Source organism: Tessaracoccus sp. O5.2, assembly GCF_964266725.1.
GTDB classification, from domain to species: Bacteria; Actinomycetota; Actinomycetes; order Propionibacteriales; family Propionibacteriaceae; genus Arachnia; species Arachnia lapidicapta.
In genome coordinates, this window is sequence record NZ_CAXWGV010000020.1 from 1 (window position 1) to 15,515 (window position 15,515).

The 15,515-nt window shown below is 69.7% G+C and carries 13 protein-coding genes; 12 read left to right on the plus strand and 1 reads right to left on the minus strand.

What is annotated here, in order from left to right; all coding sequences use genetic code 11:
• The first annotated feature begins 245 nt into the window (after positions 1-245).
• Genes ACFQPD_RS08235 through ACFQPD_RS08245 form a run of 3 tightly spaced genes read left to right on the plus strand, consistent with a single transcriptional unit; the run spans position 246 to position 3,698 of the window.
• Positions 246-701, plus strand: a complete 456-nt coding sequence (locus ACFQPD_RS08235) for a hypothetical protein (RefSeq protein WP_385900017.1) — start codon at positions 246-248, stop codon at positions 699-701.
• Complete coding sequence (locus ACFQPD_RS08240; RefSeq protein WP_385900019.1) at positions 698-2,941, plus strand: MMPL family transporter; 2,244 nt, start codon at positions 698-700, stop codon at positions 2,939-2,941. The genes ACFQPD_RS08235 and ACFQPD_RS08240 overlap by 4 nt, the downstream gene beginning before the upstream one ends.
• Entirely contained in the window at positions 2,928-3,698 is a 771-nt protein-coding gene (locus ACFQPD_RS08245) for an LmeA family phospholipid-binding protein (protein ID WP_385900021.1), read from the plus strand. Before ACFQPD_RS08240 ends, ACFQPD_RS08245 begins: the two co-directional genes overlap by 14 nt.
• Before the next feature lie 866 nt (positions 3,699-4,564).
• On the opposite strand, the gene ACFQPD_RS08250 is transcribed toward ACFQPD_RS08245, so the two are convergent.
• Positions 4,565-6,013, minus strand: a complete 1,449-nt coding sequence (locus ACFQPD_RS08250; RefSeq protein WP_385900023.1) for a DUF222 domain-containing protein — start codon at positions 6,011-6,013, stop codon at positions 4,565-4,567.
• 221 nt (positions 6,014-6,234) lie between these two features.
• On the opposite strand from ACFQPD_RS08250, the gene ACFQPD_RS08255 reads away from it, so the two are divergent.
• The 9 genes from ACFQPD_RS08255 to ACFQPD_RS08295 all read left to right on the plus strand — a co-directional run bounded on the left by ACFQPD_RS08255 (position 6,235) and on the right by ACFQPD_RS08295 (position 15,237).
• Positions 6,235-6,444 (plus strand): hypothetical protein, encoded by a 210-nt coding sequence (locus tag ACFQPD_RS08255; RefSeq protein ID WP_385900025.1) that lies wholly within the window; start codon positions 6,235-6,237, stop codon positions 6,442-6,444.
• Between the two features lie 129 nt (positions 6,445-6,573).
• On the plus strand, positions 6,574-8,007 hold the full coding sequence (locus tag ACFQPD_RS08260) for a ferric reductase-like transmembrane domain-containing protein (RefSeq protein ID WP_385900027.1): 1,434 nt from the start codon (positions 6,574-6,576) through the stop codon (positions 8,005-8,007).
• Between the two features lie 24 nt (positions 8,008-8,031).
• Positions 8,032-8,523 carry an FMN-binding protein gene (locus ACFQPD_RS08265; RefSeq protein ID WP_385900029.1) on the plus strand — a complete coding sequence of 164 codons (492 nt, stop codon included), beginning with the start codon at positions 8,032-8,034 and terminating at the stop codon, positions 8,521-8,523.
• Positions 8,520-9,329 carry an FAD:protein FMN transferase gene (locus ACFQPD_RS08270; protein WP_385900030.1) on the plus strand — a complete coding sequence of 270 codons (810 nt, stop codon included), beginning with the start codon at positions 8,520-8,522 and terminating at the stop codon, positions 9,327-9,329. The genes ACFQPD_RS08265 and ACFQPD_RS08270 overlap by 4 nt, the downstream gene beginning before the upstream one ends.
• A 372-nt stretch (positions 9,330-9,701) precedes the next feature.
• On the plus strand, positions 9,702-10,559 hold the full coding sequence (locus ACFQPD_RS08275) for an N-acyl homoserine lactonase family protein (protein WP_385900031.1): 858 nt from the start codon (positions 9,702-9,704) through the stop codon (positions 10,557-10,559).
• Positions 10,560-10,596: 37 nt separating this feature from the next.
• Positions 10,597-11,622, plus strand: a complete 1,026-nt coding sequence (locus ACFQPD_RS08280) for a sugar ABC transporter substrate-binding protein (protein WP_385900032.1) — start codon at positions 10,597-10,599, stop codon at positions 11,620-11,622.
• Between the two features lie 22 nt (positions 11,623-11,644).
• The gene (locus ACFQPD_RS08285) at positions 11,645-13,192 is read left to right on the plus strand and encodes a sugar ABC transporter ATP-binding protein (RefSeq protein WP_385900034.1); all 1,548 of its coding nucleotides are present in this window, start codon (positions 11,645-11,647) and stop codon (positions 13,190-13,192) included.
• Positions 13,189-14,199, plus strand: a complete 1,011-nt coding sequence (locus tag ACFQPD_RS08290) for an ABC transporter permease (protein ID WP_385900036.1) — start codon at positions 13,189-13,191, stop codon at positions 14,197-14,199. Before ACFQPD_RS08285 ends, ACFQPD_RS08290 begins: the two co-directional genes overlap by 4 nt.
• Positions 14,200-14,226: 27 nt before the next feature.
• Positions 14,227-15,237 (plus strand): LacI family DNA-binding transcriptional regulator, encoded by a 1,011-nt coding sequence (locus tag ACFQPD_RS08295; RefSeq protein ID WP_068751781.1) that lies wholly within the window; start codon positions 14,227-14,229, stop codon positions 15,235-15,237.
• Positions 15,238-15,515: the final 278 nt, after the last annotated feature.

Below are 15,515 nucleotides of genomic sequence, written 5' to 3' on the forward strand. Positions count from 1 at the left end.
GGGCCTCCCCACGTATGTCGGAAAGGCCAGACAGGACGCCCCTGTCCGGCAACCCACGAATCGTTGCGCGGCGAGGCCCCGGCCTGCCAGAGCCTCACCCCCGATCGGGGTCACCCATACCGTCTAGCATCGCAGTACGCCGTGCCCCGTCGGGCCGCGTGACGACCTCACCACCAGGAGGATCGATGACAGTTGGCGATCACCGAAACGCCTCGCGCCGGGGCAGTTCATTCAGCGGCTGGGTCATGATCCTGATCGGACTCCTGGCAGGCATCGTGCTGGCCGCGGCCGCGGGCGTGTTCCTCCTCGGCATCAGATGGGCGACGCCGATGGAGGCGCTGTCGGTCATCAGCGCCAGCCCGAGCGTGTCGCCGTCGCCGACGGCGGACGACTCGACAGCCGAGACCGGTGATGTCTCCGCGGCATGCGTCAGGGCGGCGGAGTACAACCTCGTGGTCGACGAGGCGCTCGAAGAGCTCGCGACGGGGGCGGAGTCCCAGGACGCCCGCGCACTCCAGGAGACCCTGGACCGGCTCCAGGAAGCCCGCGAGACGGCCGACGGGGCCTCCGAGGAGTGCCTGGCCCAAGCCGGGAAGACCCCGCGGACCAATCAATCGGCCTCTCCGGATCCCAGTCAGTCGGACTCTCCTGATCCCAGCCGGTCGGCCTCTCCGGAGCCCAGCCCCAGCACCACGCCATGAGCGACGCACCGGCACCGGTCGAGGTGGAGCCGCGCCGCGGGTTCACGGCGAAGCTCTGGTACGGCTACGCCCGCGTGCTCGTCGCGCTGCGCTGGGTCATCGTCCTCGGGTGGACGGTGGCTGCCGTCGCCGCCATGGTGTTTCTCCCGCCGATGCAGGGCTCCGCGAACGACATCGAAGCGCTGGGGGCCAACGACGAGAGTTTCGCCGCCGAGAAGCGGTCGCTGGAGCTGTTCGGGTTCCCCCTCCTCAGTCGAGCGGCGATCGTGCAGCGCAACCCGGAGGGCCTGCCCCCGCTGGTCCAGGCCGAAGCCGTCATGCGTGGCATCGCCATCAATCAGGGCCAGTACGAGACGGAACTCCTCGGAGCCATCCCGGTGCCCAACGCTGAGGGGGCGTTCCCCGGCGCCGGCGAGGCGAACACGACCGTCGTCACCTTCCTCTTCGCCGACCCCACGCTGAACTTCTTCCAGCAGACCCAGATCGTCGAGGACTTCGCAGCCGAACAGCTCACGGACGAATCAGACGCCTACGTGGGCGTCACCGGTTCCATCCCTGCCCGCGCCGCCCAGGGCAAGGTCCTGAACTCCTACGTCCACATCGTCGAGGTGGTGACCGTCCTCGCGGTCCTGACGATCGTGGCCCTCACGTTCGGCTCGTTGATGGCGCCGGCCCTGACGCTGCTCTCCGTGGGCGCCGCGGTGTTCGTCACGCTCGGCGTCTCCGGGTGGGCGGCGACGATCATGGACGTGTCGATCCCGGCCGATCTCAGGCCCTTGATCGTCGCCCTGCTGCTCGGCATCGTCACCGACTACTGCATCTTCTACCTCTCCGGTCTGCGGGCACGGCTCCGGGAAGGCCACGATCGCCTCGAGGCGGCCCGGTTGGCTACCGCATCCGTCACGCCGATCGTCACGGTCGCCGGTGTCACGGTCGCGGCGGGGACGGCCTCGCTGCTGGTCGCCGAGTCCCCGCTCTTCAGCGGGTTCGGGCCGGCGCTCGGGCTCACCGTCCTGACCGGGCTCGTGGTGGCGGTCACCCTCGTGCCGGCCCTGATCGCCATTCTCGGTCGTGCCGCCTTCTGGCCGCGACAGCTCGTCGCCGAGCCTGCAATGGTGCGCCGACGTCCCTCCCTGCTCACCCGCGCTGTGGCGCACCGCGACTCCGCTTTCGTCATCGTGCTGCTGTGCGTGGCGGGGTTGGGCGCGGCCGCCTATCAGGCGCGCCACCTCGACCTCGGCCTCGGTTTCGTCCAGTCCTTGCCTGAGACCACCAGCGCCCAACGCGCGGCAGAGGCCGCCGGCAAGGGCTTCGCCCCGGGCATCATCTCCCCGACCGAGATCGTGCTTGAAGGAGCGGGTGTGGGGGAGAGGGCCGACGAGGTTGCCCAGCTCGGCGAGGCCCTCAAGAGGCAGCCCGGGGTGGCGGGAGTGATCGGCCCCGGCGACCTCCCGGCCGCAGACGACGTCGGTGCGTTCACCGCGGAGTCGGGCGACGCCGTTCGCTTCCTCCTCATCCTCGACAGCACGCCGCTCGAGGCGACGGCGATCGAGACCCTCGGTCGCGTCGAGGTGGCTCTGCCGCAGCTCGCCGCCGACGCCGGCCTCGGCGAGGTCACCACATCCGTGGCCGGCGACACCGCTCTCGCCTCGGGGATCATCGCGGACACGGCTAACGACCTGATCCGGATCGGCCTCGTGGCGCTCGCCGTCAACCTGGTCCTGCTGGTCATCTTCCTGCGGGCGCTGATCGCCCCCCTGTACCTCCTCGCGTCGAGCGTCCTCGCGCTTGGGGCGACGATGGGTCTGTCGGTGCTGTTCTTCCAGGACTACCTCGGGCAGGACGATCTCACCTTCTACGTCCCGTTCGCGGTGTCGGTGCTGCTGCTGTCCCTCGGCTCGGACTACAACATCTTCGCCGTCGGCCACGTCTGGCAGGAGGCCCGCAAGCGGCCGATGCGGGAGGCCCTCCTCGTCGCCACGCCGGAATCCACCCGCGCGATCACCTCCGCGGGCCTCGCGCTGGCCGCCAGCTTCGGGCTTCTCGCCCTCGTCCCGCTGAGACCGTTCCACGAGCTCGGCTTCCTGCTGGGCGTCGGCATCCTCATCGACGTGTTCATCGTCCGCGCCCTGCTTGTCCCGTCACTGATCACGCTGGTGGGGCCGCTGAGCAGCTGGCCGTCAGGCATCCTGCGGCGCGAGAGGCGGACTCGGGTCAGGACAGCACGTGGACGTTCCTGACGGCGGTCCCGCGCCCACGCACGGCGGCGCCTCCCCCGCTGCGCCGGCGGCGCGGCGACGCCTGCGATGGCGCGTGCTCGACTGGGCGATCGGCGCCCTCGGCATGCTCGGCCTCGTCGCACTCGGGCTGCTCCTGTTCTGGCTGTCGATCACGCGGCCGGTCGACGAGTCAGTCGTCCCGCCGCCCGCCGGGGCCTCGACGTCGCCGACAGCCGAGCCCCTCGTCGAGGTGACCCCGCCCCCGAATCTCGCCGAGAACGAGGTGTGGCTGGGGGATATCTCCCTCACTGCCGGGTCCGTCATCGCCGCGGGGACCCCGCTCCGTGACGTCATCGGCACCGGCACCGACGTCACGTCCGGGCCGGACGGACTCGTCGCCCGACACCTCGAGCTGACGGCCACGGTCCCGTTCCACGTCGTGGCCGAGGAGATCGGCCCGGACGCGAGGCTGAGCGCCGCCAAGAATGGTGAGGTACGCGTCGACACGGAGGTGGAGGCCCTTGGGCGGAGCCTCCCCGTCGGGGCCACCGGCACCGTCACGGTGGTGGGTGGCACGCTGGTCATGGTGCCGACCACCATCGACATCGGGGGGCCGCAGTTCCTCGCCGAGCTGCTGGGGAGCGTGGTGCGCGAGCTGATCACGTTTGAGCACCGCATCGAAGGCCTGCCCGACGGGGTCGTCCTGCGGAGTGTGGAGGTCGTCGACGGCGGCTTCCGCGCCCATCTCACGGGAGACGACGTCCGCCTCGTCCAGTGAGGAGTTGGGGGTGGGGGTCGCGTCAGGTTTCGCTCGCTGGGGTCGTGCCAGTCTCGTTCGCTGAGGCCTCGGTCCGTAGCACCCGGGCGAGTCTCGAAGCCGACGCCACCCCGTTCGCTGAGGTCGCGGCCGACGGCGGAGCCGTCCGAATGAGTCTCGAAGCCGACGCTCTCCCCGTTCGCTGAGGTCGCGCAATACCGTTCGCTGAGGTCGCGCCCGGTGCGCAGCATCCGGGCGAGTCTCGAAGCCGACGCTCTCACCGTTTGCTGAGGTCGCGCCCGGTGCGCAGCACCCGGGCGAGTCTCGAAGCCGACGCCGCAGGCGTCGATCCCTTGACCCCATCCTCTGAAGGTGCGGGGAGCCGTGACCCGTCGCTCGGGCGGCCCTTGTCGCCGGGTGTTCTGTTCGGCTGACAGCGCTGCGGGGGCCGGGTAGTCGAGGCCGCCCGAGCGTCGGCTCCCGTCTCCCCACACTGGTCCCGACGGTGGCGTGGCCGGGTCCGGGTGCGTGCCGGCGGGGCGGCCCTGGCACAGGTTCGTCTAGGCGGGACGCCAGTTGGGTGACCCTCGGGTTGGGCATCACTGCGCGCAGCCGCCCCACCGTCCCACCCCCTCGCGGGATTCCCCATCGACGCTGAGGTCGCGCCTGCCTCGTTCGCTGAGGTCGCGCCCGACGGCGGAGCCGTCCGGGTGAGTCTCGAAGCCGACGCCGCAGGCGTCGATCCCCCAACCCCGCTCGCTGCGGTCGTGCCAGTCTCGTTCGCTGAGGTCCTGCCAGTTTCGTTCGCTGAGGTCGCGCCCGACGGCGCAGCCGTCCGGGCGAGTCTCGAAGCCGACGCCGCAGGCGTCGATCCCCCTGGGTGCGGGTCAGGTGCCGTCGCCCCAGATGTGGGCGGAGCGGTGGATGAGGTCGTCCAGGTCCGGCCGGTCGGCATCGGACGAGTCCGTGTCTGGCGGGTCGACTTCCGCTGGGTCGGTGTCTGGCGGGTCGTCGTCTGGGCAGGGTGGTGTCCCGGCGCGGATCTGTTGGAGTCGGAAGCGTCGGTGTTGCCGTGGGCGTCTGGCGGGATCGATGTGTCGGGGTGGGGTGAACCACGGCAGCCCGGTCACCGGATCCAGATCCACCTGCCACTGCGAGGCCTCGGACTGCAACGGATCGGGCTCCACCAGGCGGTGATGGTGGGGACAGAGCAAGACCCCGTTTCCTAGCCGGGTCTCGCCGCCTTGCCACCAGGGGATGATGTGATGCGCCTCACAGCACGCCGGGGTGGCCGCACAGCCGGGGAATGCGCAGCCACCGTCGCGCTGCATCAGCGCTGCACGCAGGCCGGGAGTGAACGTGCGGTAGGTGCGGCCCACATCCAGCAGTCGGGATGGTCCGCCGAGGACGACGGGAATGATGCCGGCGTCGCAGGCGAGACGGCGGACCTCGCCGGCTGGCAGGCCGTCGACGTCGTCGACACCGATCAGGCCAACCCGACCGAGGCCGGTGGTGAGGGTGTCGAGGTCGAGGGTGACGTGTACCTGCGGCCGGTCCCCACCATGCCTGGGCAGCGTTCCGGTGTTGGCGGCTTTCTGGGTGAGCAGGACCAGCGCGTCCGCCCGGCGCGCGTCCCGGGACGCGGCCTCGCCGGTGGCGGTGTAGGTGGACGCGTCGGGCATCAACGCATCCAACTGCGCGCTCAGCAACGCCGCGCCCGCGACCGGCAACTGTCCGGTGATCCGTATGGAGCCGTGATGGTCCGGCGCCAGCCGCAGGAACCTGCCTCGATGCGCTGCCGCTTCCTCCCGGGCGAGACGCTTCGCATCGTCGGCATCTGATGCGTCGGGGTCGATGATCTCGACCAGCCGGGCGGCGAGGACCCGTAGTTCTGAGGGGCCCAAGGTATCGACGTGGGCGAGGATCTCCTGCTCGCAGCGGGTGAGCTCCGCCCGGGTGAGCCGGGCGGGGAGTTTCCGCAGGCCGGTGACGATGGCGTCGGCCTGCGCCAGCGAGATCGAGCCGTCGTTGAGGGCGGCGCCGATCAGCGGGAAGCGGTCGCACAGGTCCTGCGAGAGCCGGAGGCTGGCGGTGGCCTGGGCGGGGGTGGTGCGCACCGACTGCCGGACCTGGTCGATCACGGCCTCCGCCGCTGCGAGCTTTGCCTCATGGAGCAGGTGGAGGCGGAGTCCGGCGAGCTGGGCTTCTGCTTCGGTGACCGCGGCGACGAGGCCGGCAAGGCGGTCTGCGGGGGTGTCGTCGGTGGTGAGTGTCAGCGCGGCGTCCCAGAGTGCAGCGATGGATCGCTGCATCTGCTCGCGCATGGAATCACTCATGTGACCTATTCTGGCGGGGGCCACTGACAATTTTCGGATTTCCAAGGCCGGAAGATCGACGCCTGCGGCGTCGGCTTCGAGATTCGCCCGGACGGCTCCGCCGTCGGGCGCGACCTCAGCGAGCGGGGCACGCGCGACCTGAGCGAACGAGCCGCAAACCCCGCCGCCGCCGCCGCGCTCCGCCCTCCACCAGCACGACACGCCGTCGCACTGCCCCTTCAGTGCCCTGGACCGGCCTCGGGTGCGAGTGCGGCTGTTATTCGTGCTGGGGTTGGGGGATCGACGCCTTCGGCGTCGGCTTCGAGACTCGCCCGGACGGCTACGCCGTCGGGCGCGACCTCAGCGAGCGGGGTGGCGTCGGCTTCGAGACTCGCCCGGACGGCTCCGCCGTCGGGCGCGACCTCAGCGATCGGGTGGCGCGACCTCAGTGACGGGCGACGCGTCCCCAGGGGCGGGACCCCTCACGCGGCTGGTTCATGGCCGGCGCACAGGCGACACCCACCGGCGAAACAGGCCGGGTCACGAGGATCGGGGCAGACAACCTAGACAGGGATCCGCCCATGACCATGCTCCTCGACCGCCCCGATGCAGATGCGGTCCCACAGCCCATCCCGTCGCGCATGACCCGGGCACGGACCAGAGCGCAGATCCCCACCTGGTGGCGTGACGCCGTCGGCGCGGCTACCTGGAGCAGCATGCTGGTGGTCGTCGCCCTGTGGGTGGCAGGCGGGGGATTGCAAGATCTGACCGGCTGGGCGTCAGCCCTCACGAGCGTCGGCCGGTTGACGGGCCTTGTGTCGTCGGACCTGCTCCTCCTTCAGGTGCTACTCCTCGCTCGCATCCCCATGGTGGAGCGCGTGTACGGCCAGGACGAGCTGGTTCGGCGGCACCGTCTCGTGGGTTTCTGGTCGTTCTGGCTCATGGCGGCTCACGTCGTCCTGATCACGGTCGGCTATGCCACCACCGTCGCCATCAATCCGTTCGTCCAGCTGTGGGAGTTGACGGTCGACTACCCCGGCATGCTGCTGGCGGTGGCGGGCACCGTGGCGCTGGTCATGGTCGTCGTCACGAGCCTCCGGAGGGCCCGCAGCGCGCTGCGCTACGAGTCCTGGCACCTCCTGCACCTCTATGCCTACCTCGGGGTGGGGCTGGCGCTCCCGCACCAGCTGTGGACCGGTCAGGAGTTCCTGAACAGTCCGGTGGCGAAGATCTACTGGTGGACGCTCTGGGCGTCGGCGGCCGGGTCCGTCCTGGTCTTCCGAGTCGGTCTGCCCCTCTACCGCAGCGTGCGCCATGGCCTGCGCGTGGAGAGCGTGATCAGGGAGTCCGACGACGTGGTGTCTGTCACGGTCCGCGGCCGCGATCTCGATCGCCTCGATCCCCTCCCTGGCCAGTTCTTCAGTTGGCGTTTCCTCAACGGGCCCGGCTGGACGCGAGCGCACCCCTATTCCCTCTCTGCGGTACCCGCCGACGACACGATGCGGATCACGGTCAAGGAACTTGGCGACGGTAGTAGCGCGCTCGCCGACCTCACGCCGGGGACGCGGGTGCTGATCGAGGGGCCCTACGGTCGCCTCCACCCTGGGGTGCGGACCCGACGGAAGGTCACCCTCATGGCTGCAGGAATCGGGATCTGCCCCATCCGCGCGCTGCTGGAGGGGCTCCCGCAAGACCCCGGCGACGTCACGCTCCTCTACCGCGCACGCAGCGAGGCCGACCTGGCCATCACGAAGGAACTCGACGACCTCAGCCGCCGGACCGGCGCCCGCGTCGTCTATCTCCCTGGCCGGCGCATCCCACACCGGCCCACGTGGCTGCCCGAGGCCGCCGCCCACTTCAGCGATGCGGAGGCGCTGCGCCACCTCGTCCCAGACGTCGCGGAACACGATGTGTTCATCTGCGGAAGCGCCGCGTGGATGGACGCAGCGCGGGCCGCCGCCCTCGACTGTGGGGTGCCCGCCGAGCGGATTCACCTCGAGCGATTCAGCTGGTAGAGACCGACCGACAAGGAGTTACTCATGCGCAAGATTGTCACTGCCCTCATGGGCACCGTGAGCGGGCTGGTGCTGCTGTTCAGCTACTACACGAGCTCCGCGAACCAGGCTGCCTCGGACGGAGCGAGCGTCGAATCGACGGCTGGATCCAGCCAGTCGGTCGCCGGATCGTCGCCCGATGGCGGGTCAGCCGGTGACCAGTCGACGGCCGAGACCACCCACTCGTCCACCGACTCGACATCGGGGACATACACCGGCGATGCCGTCGACACGCGCTACGGCGCGGTCCAGGTCGAGATCACCGTCGAGGACGGGGTCATCACCTCCTCTGAGGCCGTCCAGTACCCGAACCGGGACCACCACGACCAGCGGATCAACGCCTACGCGGTCCCCGTCTTGAACGCCGCGGCCGTCGAGGCGCAGAGCGCGGACATCGATGCCGTGTCGGGAGCAACAGTCACGAGTCTCGCGTACGCCCAGTCGCTCCAGTCCGCCATCGACCAGGCGTTCCAGTGAGGCGGGCGCCGGAGTCGGCGCTGGCCGCGGTCGACCTGATGCCGCGGCGGGCGTTCGTCGCCCAGATCATGGGACTCCCGATCGCGTTCCACGTGCGCGGTCCCCTGGCGCGGGGCGCGGTCGTGGAGAACGCCGTCGAACGCGCGTTCGACGAGCTGCGTGCCGACGATGACCTGTTCAGCACGTGGAAGCCGGACAGCCCCGTGAGCCGCATCCGCGACGGGCGTGACTCACTCGACGACGCCCCGTTGCGGATCCGGCGAGTGGCAGCCCTCTGCGACGAGGCCCGGCAGCGGACCGGAGGCGCGTTCTCGGCCTGGCTGCCGGACGGCCATGGGGCGCGGCGGTTCGACCCGACTGGGCTGGTCAAGGGATGGGCGGTCGAGCAGGCGCTGAGAGGTGTCGTCGCCCGTCTGGACCCCCTCGGCGCCCACGACGTGCTCGTCAACGCCGGTGGCGACATCGCCGTCCATTGCTCGCGCACCGACACCCCGGACTGGGCGATCGCGGTGGAAGATCCGCGGGATCGTCGTCGAGTCGTCCAGCGGCTGGAGTTGCGAACGGGCGCGGTCGCGACGTCGGGAACCGCCGCGCGGGGCCGGCACATCACCGACCCGTCGACGGGGGAGCCGGCGAACAAGCTCCTGTCGGCCACCGTCATCGGGCCGGAACTCATGTGGGCCGACGTCTATGCCACAGCAGCCTTCGTGCTGGGACGCAGCGGGCTCGGCTGGCTTGCCACCCGTCCTGCGCACGCTGCCGTCCTCGTCGACCACGACGGCTCTGTCACCACGATTCGCGGTTGAGTCATGACCACGCGGCCGGCAACCAGGTAGGGCACCGCCGTCGGGGGCAGCACGAATAGCTGTCCGAGGCACCCGTCGGTGCCTCTCACGCGCTCGGCGGCGGAGTTCGACGGCGAGTCGTGCCAGGAAGGGGGTCGGCCAGGAAGGGGGTCGGCCGGGAAGGGGGTCGGCCGGGAAGGGGGTCGGCCGCCCCGGGCGCGCAAGGGAGGCCGCCGGGGGCGAGACGCCGGCCGTTTGGGTGGGTCCCGCGCAGCGCGGAAATTGCCTCTTGACACGGGTTCGGGTCAGGCGCATCCTGAGTCTGTACACGATTACGAAATCGTATACAACGGTCGCGGCGAAGGTGCCGCGCCGGAGCAGGAGGTAGACCCCGTGGCGGACTATTCGATCTGGATGCTGGAGTACTCGCACTGCCTGACGCAGCCCATGGGCTGCATCTTCTACGGGCAGTGGAACGCGGGCACTCGCCCCTTCCCGTACAGCTATGTCTACGTCGAGGGCGAGGGCCACAAGATCCTCGTCGACGTCGGGCACGACGACGAGAGCACCAATCGCGTCCTTTCCGAGCGCTACGACGTGATCGACTGGCAGCCGCCCGCCGCGGTGCTCGGGAAGATCGGCGTGCGTCCGGAAGACATCGACACGGTGGTCCTCACCCACGTGCACTACGACCACGCCGGGGCTGCGAGGCGCTTCCCCAACGCCACCTTCTACCTCCAGGAGAAGGATCTGTCGGGCGCCAAGTGGGCACTGGAGAACCGGCACCTGTTCGAGTCCATCATCGGCGCCATCGACCCCGACGACGTCCGGATGCTCGAGGAGCTCGCGGACCAGGGACGACTGACGCTGCTCGGCGGCGACGTCGAACTGTTCCCGGGTTTCGAGATCCACCTCGCCGAGGACACCCACACCTTCGGATCGCAGTACGTCGTCGTCAGGACCCGCGACGACGAGCCCTGGGTGATCACCGGCGACAACCTCTACAGCTACGAGAACGCCGAGGGCATCGGCCAGGACGGCGTCCCCGTCAGCATCGGTTTCGGCGGCGGAAGCTGCTGGAACACCCTCACCGCGATCCACGACATGCACGTCACGGCAGGCGACTCCAACCGCCTTGTCATCGCCCACGAGGGCGCCACGTTCGAGCGCCATCCCTCCCGTCTCTACCCAGACCACCTGTCCGTCGCGGAGCTGACCCTGGCCCCCGGCGTCGCCAGCCGACTCGCCTGACCGCACCCCCCCACCCACTCACCGAGGAGTACCCACCATGTCCACCCGTAAGTCCCTCCACCTCGCGACAGCCCTCATCGCCGTCTCCGGACTCGCCCTCACGGCCTGCTCGTCGGGGACGACGCCCTCCGAGACGACGCAGTCCGGGTCCCAGAGCGCCTCCGGATCCTCCAGCGCACCCGCCCAGGACGGCGACCGACTGTTGGGGATCGTCTCGATCACCGCGACCGACTCCAACAACGCGCGCGTCATCGCGGGAGCCACCGAGGCTGCGGAGGCAGCCGGCTGGAAGGTCGAGGTCGTCGACGCGCAAGGCAACGCGGACACCGCGAACGCGGCCATCAGGAACTTCGTCAGCAAGAAGGCGGACGCCGTCTTCGACCTCGTCTTCCCCGTCACCTCCCTGGGCGCCGGGCTCCAGGCCACCCAGGATGCCGGCATCCCCGTCGCCACCTGGGGTGGCGGACTGGGCGACGGCGTCGTCATGACGACCGGCGACGGCGCCCCCTTCGCGGAGCCCGCCACGCAGGCGCTGATCGATGACATGGGCGGCAAGGGATCCGTGTTGGCGCTCACCTACCGCACCGGCCAGGTGTGCCGCGACCGGGAGGGCGTCTTCGACGAGATGCTCAAGGAATACCCGGACATCACGGTCACCAAGAGCGAGGTGAACATCCCCGGCTTCCTGCAGGACGGTGCACGGCACGCCACGGCGTGGTTGGCCGCCCACCCGGAGGGGTCGGAGAACCTGGCCATCTGGGGATGCTGGGAAGATCCCACACTGGGCGCCATCTCCGCGCTGCAGCAGCAGGGACGCACCGACGTCCTCACCTACGGCATCAACGGCTCCAGCGCTGCGATCAAGGCAGTCCAGGACGGCACGCTCACCGCGACCGTCTACGAGGACGGCAAGGGCGAAGGCGCCAAGATGTTCGAGGTCGTCCAGGAGGCCATCGAGGCCGGAGACTCGTGGGAACAGCAGACCATCGACGTCCCCGGCATCCTCGTGACGGCCGACAACGTCGAGTCGTTCCTCGAGGACCATCCCGAAGCCCTGCAGTGATCGACGGATAGGACCAGACGACATGTCAGCGCCCGAGGCGACCACGGCCGGCGAACCGCTCCTGCGGGTCGACCGACTGACCAAGACGTTCGGTGGGGTCCAGGCCCTCAAGGACGTCTCCGTGACGATCCGCTCAGGGGTGGTCCACGGGTTCGTGGGAGCCAACGGCGCCGGTAAGTCGACGCTGATCCGGTGCCTGGCGGGGATCCACCGTCCCGACGCCGGGACGATCGAGCTCGACGGCGCGCCGGTGGAGATCCACACCGCCCTCGACGCATCGCGGTTGGGGATGGCGTTCATCCATCAGGAGATGAGCATCATCCCCGGCTGGGATGTGCTGAGGAACATGGCCCTGGGCATGCCCTACCGGACCCGGGCCGGTCTCATCGACTGGAAGGCCACCCGGCGCAGGGCTGAGATCGTCGCGGAGAAGGTGGGCATCCGGTTCAGCCTCGACGCCATCATCGACGACCTCAGCACGGCCGATCAATGGCTCGTCATGATCGCCCGTGCCCTGATGCAGGACGCCCGACTCATCGCGATGGACGAACCGACCGCCTCGCTCTCGCCGCAGGAGGCCACCAGGCTGCACGGGATCATCAGGGAACTGACCGCGGCCGGGACCGCCGTCATCTTCGTCTCCCACCGCCTGGCGGAGGTCTCCGAGCTCTGCGAGGACATCACGGTGTTCAAGGACGGTCGCGTCGTCAGAACCGCAGTCGGGCAACGCCTGACGAGCCATGAGCTCGTCGAGGCCATCGTGGGACACCACATGGAACTCACCCGCCGGCCCGAGGCCCCCACGCAAGTGGGGGAGCCGGTCCTGGACGTCGAACATGCCTCTGACGGTCGGCTGGTGCAGGACGCCAGCCTCCAGGTTCGGGCAGGCGAGGTCGTCGGGCTGGGCGGACTGGTCGGTGCGGGCCGCACCGAGTTCACCCGGCTCATCTACGGGGCCGAACGGCTCCGCACGGGAGAGGTCCGACTCGCCGGCAGGGCGGTGCGCTTCCACGAGCCCGCCGACGCCGTGGCGCAGCGGGTGGGCATCGTCCCGGAGGAACGGCGATCCCAGGGCGTCTTCCTCGACAAATCAATCGACTTCAACATCAACCTCGCCAGCCTCGACAGCCTGCGCACCGGCCGATTCGTCCCGTGGCTGCGATTGGGCACCGGCAGGAAGCGCGCCCAGCGCCTCATCGACGAGGTCGGGATCAAGGCGCGCGGCGCCGATCAGCCGGTCGGAGCCCTGTCGGGCGGCAACCAGCAGAAGGTCGCCGTCGCACGGTGGCTGACGCACGACCGGCAGCTGCTGATCCTCGACGAACCGTCGCGGGGCGTCGACGTCGGCGCCCGCGCCGAGCTCCACACGCTCATCAGAGACCTGGCCGGCAGGGGGGCGGCCGTGCTCGTCGTGTCCTCCGACAACGAGGAACTCGTCGCCCTGTGCGACCGGGTGGTCGTCATGGCGGAGGGCCACGTCGTCGGCGAACTCACGGGCGACCAGATCACCACCAAAGCCATTCTCGCGCTGAGCTTCGCGCGAGCCCATCAACAGGAGGACGTCGCATGACGACCAGCGCCCCGCTCACCACAGAGCCGGCACCCGCGGCCGCGAAGACCGCGTGGAAGCGGATCATTCTCTTGGGGGTGTCCAAGTACGGCACCCTCATCGCGATGGGCATCCTCATCGTGGTGTTCAGCCTCGGTGTTCCCAACGGCGCCTTCCTGTCTCCGTCGAACCTCCTGAACATCGTCAACCAGTCAGCACTCACCGCCATCATCGCCAGCGGCCTCACGCTCGTGCTCGTCGTGGGTGAGTTCGACCTATCCGTCGGCTACGCCGCCAGCCTGGCGGGTGTCCTGGTCACCGGGCTCATGGTCAATCAGGGGCTGGCCATCCCGGTCGCGATCCTGGTCACGGTGCTCGTCGGCTCGGCCGCGGGCGCGGCAAACGGGCTCCTCGTGACGAAGGCGAAGGTCAACGCCGTCGTCGCCACCCTGGGCATCGGAACCATGCTCGTCGGCCTGACGTTCGGCTACAGCGCCGGGTCTCCCATCGTCCTGCTGCCCGCGGGCTTCGTGCAGCTCACCCTGGGGCGGTTCCTCGGGATCCAGAACCCCATCTGGATCATGGCGATCGTGCTCATCGTCTTGTGGGTCCTCCTGAACCGGACGCCGCTGGGGCAGCGCATCCAGGCCGTCGGGGCCAACGCCGAGGCGGCCAAGCTCGTCGGTATCCGGGTCGACCGCACCAAGATCGCCGCGTTCGTCATCGCGGGGGCGTGCGCAGCGCTCACCGGCGTGCTGCTCGCGTCGGTGCTGGGCAGCGGGACGATCAGCGCGGCCGACGGCTACCTGATGGACTCGTTCGCCGCCATCTTCCTGGGGTCGGCGACCCTGCGCAACGGCGAATTCCACATCCTCGGCACGCTCATCGGCGTCCTCGTGGTCAACGTGGGCTTCAACGGCCTCAGCATGATGGGGACCGCGACGTTCTGGCAGTACATCTTCAAGGGCGGGATTCTGGTGCTCGCCGTGGCGCTGTCGACCATCGCTCGTAGGTACGCTCGCGCCTAGCAGCGTGCGCCGAGAGAAGGACAATCCATGCCCACAATGCGTGAAGTGGCGGCCGCCGCCGGCGTCTCCACCGCCACGGTGTCACGCGTCGCCAACGGCGCCGCGGGAGTCGATCCGGCTCTGGCCAGGCGCGTGCGGACCGTGATCGAGGAGATGGGGTACCGCCCGAACCTCGTGGCCCGGGGGCTGCGGAAGCAGGCGACCCGCCTGCTCGCCCTGGTCATTCCGGACATCGAGAACGCCTTCTTCACCTCGCTGTGCCGGGGGGTCGAGGACGTGGCCCGCCGGGAGAACTACTCCGTCATGCTGTGCAACACCGACGAGGACCCCGGGAAGGAAGCCTCCTACCTCGAGGTGCTCGCCGCTCACTCGGTCTCCGGGGTCATCATCAGCGCGGCCGCGGTGACGTCGGACCTGTCCGCCGTGACGGACCAGGGGATCGCGGTGGTGGGAGTGGGGCGGCGACTGGGCCCCGAGTTCGACTGCGTCCGGACCGACTCCGAGGGCGGTGCGAGGCAGGCGACGAGGCATCTGCTCTCGTTCGGGGCAGAACGGGTGGCGTGCATCACCGGCCCCGAGGACGTGGTGACATCAGAGGAACGCCTCGAGGGGTACCGCCAGGCGATCGAGATGTCGGGCCGCGCGGTCGACGAGGACCTCATCGTCCGGGCGAACTTCCGCGAGGACGGCGCCTACCGGGCCATGAACCAACTGCTGGACCTGGACTCGCCGCCCGACGGTGTGTTCGTGGCCAACAACCGCATGACGATCGGCGCCCTGCGCGCCTGCCGCGAGCGCGGCGTCGCGATCCCGGAGCAGTTGAGCCTGGTGGGCTTCGACGATCTGCCGTGGGCCGACCTCACCACACCGTCGATCACGACCATGCGCCAGCCGACCTACGAGCTGGGATCGGCGGCGGCCCGGCTCCTGCTCGAGCGGATCGGCGGCGAACAGGGCCCGGGGCGGGAAATGGTCTTCCAGCCCGAGCTCGCGGCGCGTCAGAGCTCCATCAAGCGGGGCACCCGGAGCGCGAGCTAGGCCCATCCGCGACGCTCCATCGCGGGCGGGGGACTAGACGGTATGGGTGACCCCGATCGGGGGTGAGGCTCTGGCAGGCCGGGGCCTCGCCGCGCAACGATTCGTGGGTTGCCGGACAGGGGCGTCCTGTCTGGCCTTTCCGACATACGTGGGGAGGCCCCGGTTGTTTACCGAGCGTACGAGTGTTGGCCTGGACGTGCATGCCCGCAGCGTCGTGGCGCATGCCATGGACGTCCAGACCGGCGAGATCTTCAAAGCAAGACTCTGCCCCGACCCCG

What these genes read in the sequence shown, in the direction of transcription:
- ACFQPD_RS08235 (WP_385900017.1), top strand. Translation starts at nt 246, where the DNA reads ATGATCCTGATCGGACTCCTGGCAGGCATCGTGCTGGCCGCGGCCGCG.
- ACFQPD_RS08240 (WP_385900019.1), top strand. Translation starts at nt 698, where the DNA reads ATGAGCGACGCACCGGCACCGGTCGAGGTGGAGCCGCGCCGCGGGTTC.
- ACFQPD_RS08250 (WP_385900023.1), bottom strand. Translation starts at nt 6,013, where the DNA reads ATGAGTGATTCCATGCGCGAGCAGATGCAGCGATCCATCGCTGCACTC.
- ACFQPD_RS08260 (WP_385900027.1), top strand. Translation starts at nt 6,574, where the DNA reads ATGACCATGCTCCTCGACCGCCCCGATGCAGATGCGGTCCCACAGCCC.
- ACFQPD_RS08265 (WP_385900029.1), top strand. Translation starts at nt 8,032, where the DNA reads ATGCGCAAGATTGTCACTGCCCTCATGGGCACCGTGAGCGGGCTGGTG.
- ACFQPD_RS08280 (WP_385900032.1), top strand. Translation starts at nt 10,597, where the DNA reads ATGTCCACCCGTAAGTCCCTCCACCTCGCGACAGCCCTCATCGCCGTC.
- ACFQPD_RS08285 (WP_385900034.1), top strand. Translation starts at nt 11,645, where the DNA reads ATGTCAGCGCCCGAGGCGACCACGGCCGGCGAACCGCTCCTGCGGGTC.
- ACFQPD_RS08290 (WP_385900036.1), top strand. Translation starts at nt 13,189, where the DNA reads ATGACGACCAGCGCCCCGCTCACCACAGAGCCGGCACCCGCGGCCGCG.
- ACFQPD_RS08295 (WP_068751781.1), top strand. Translation starts at nt 14,227, where the DNA reads ATGCCCACAATGCGTGAAGTGGCGGCCGCCGCCGGCGTCTCCACCGCC.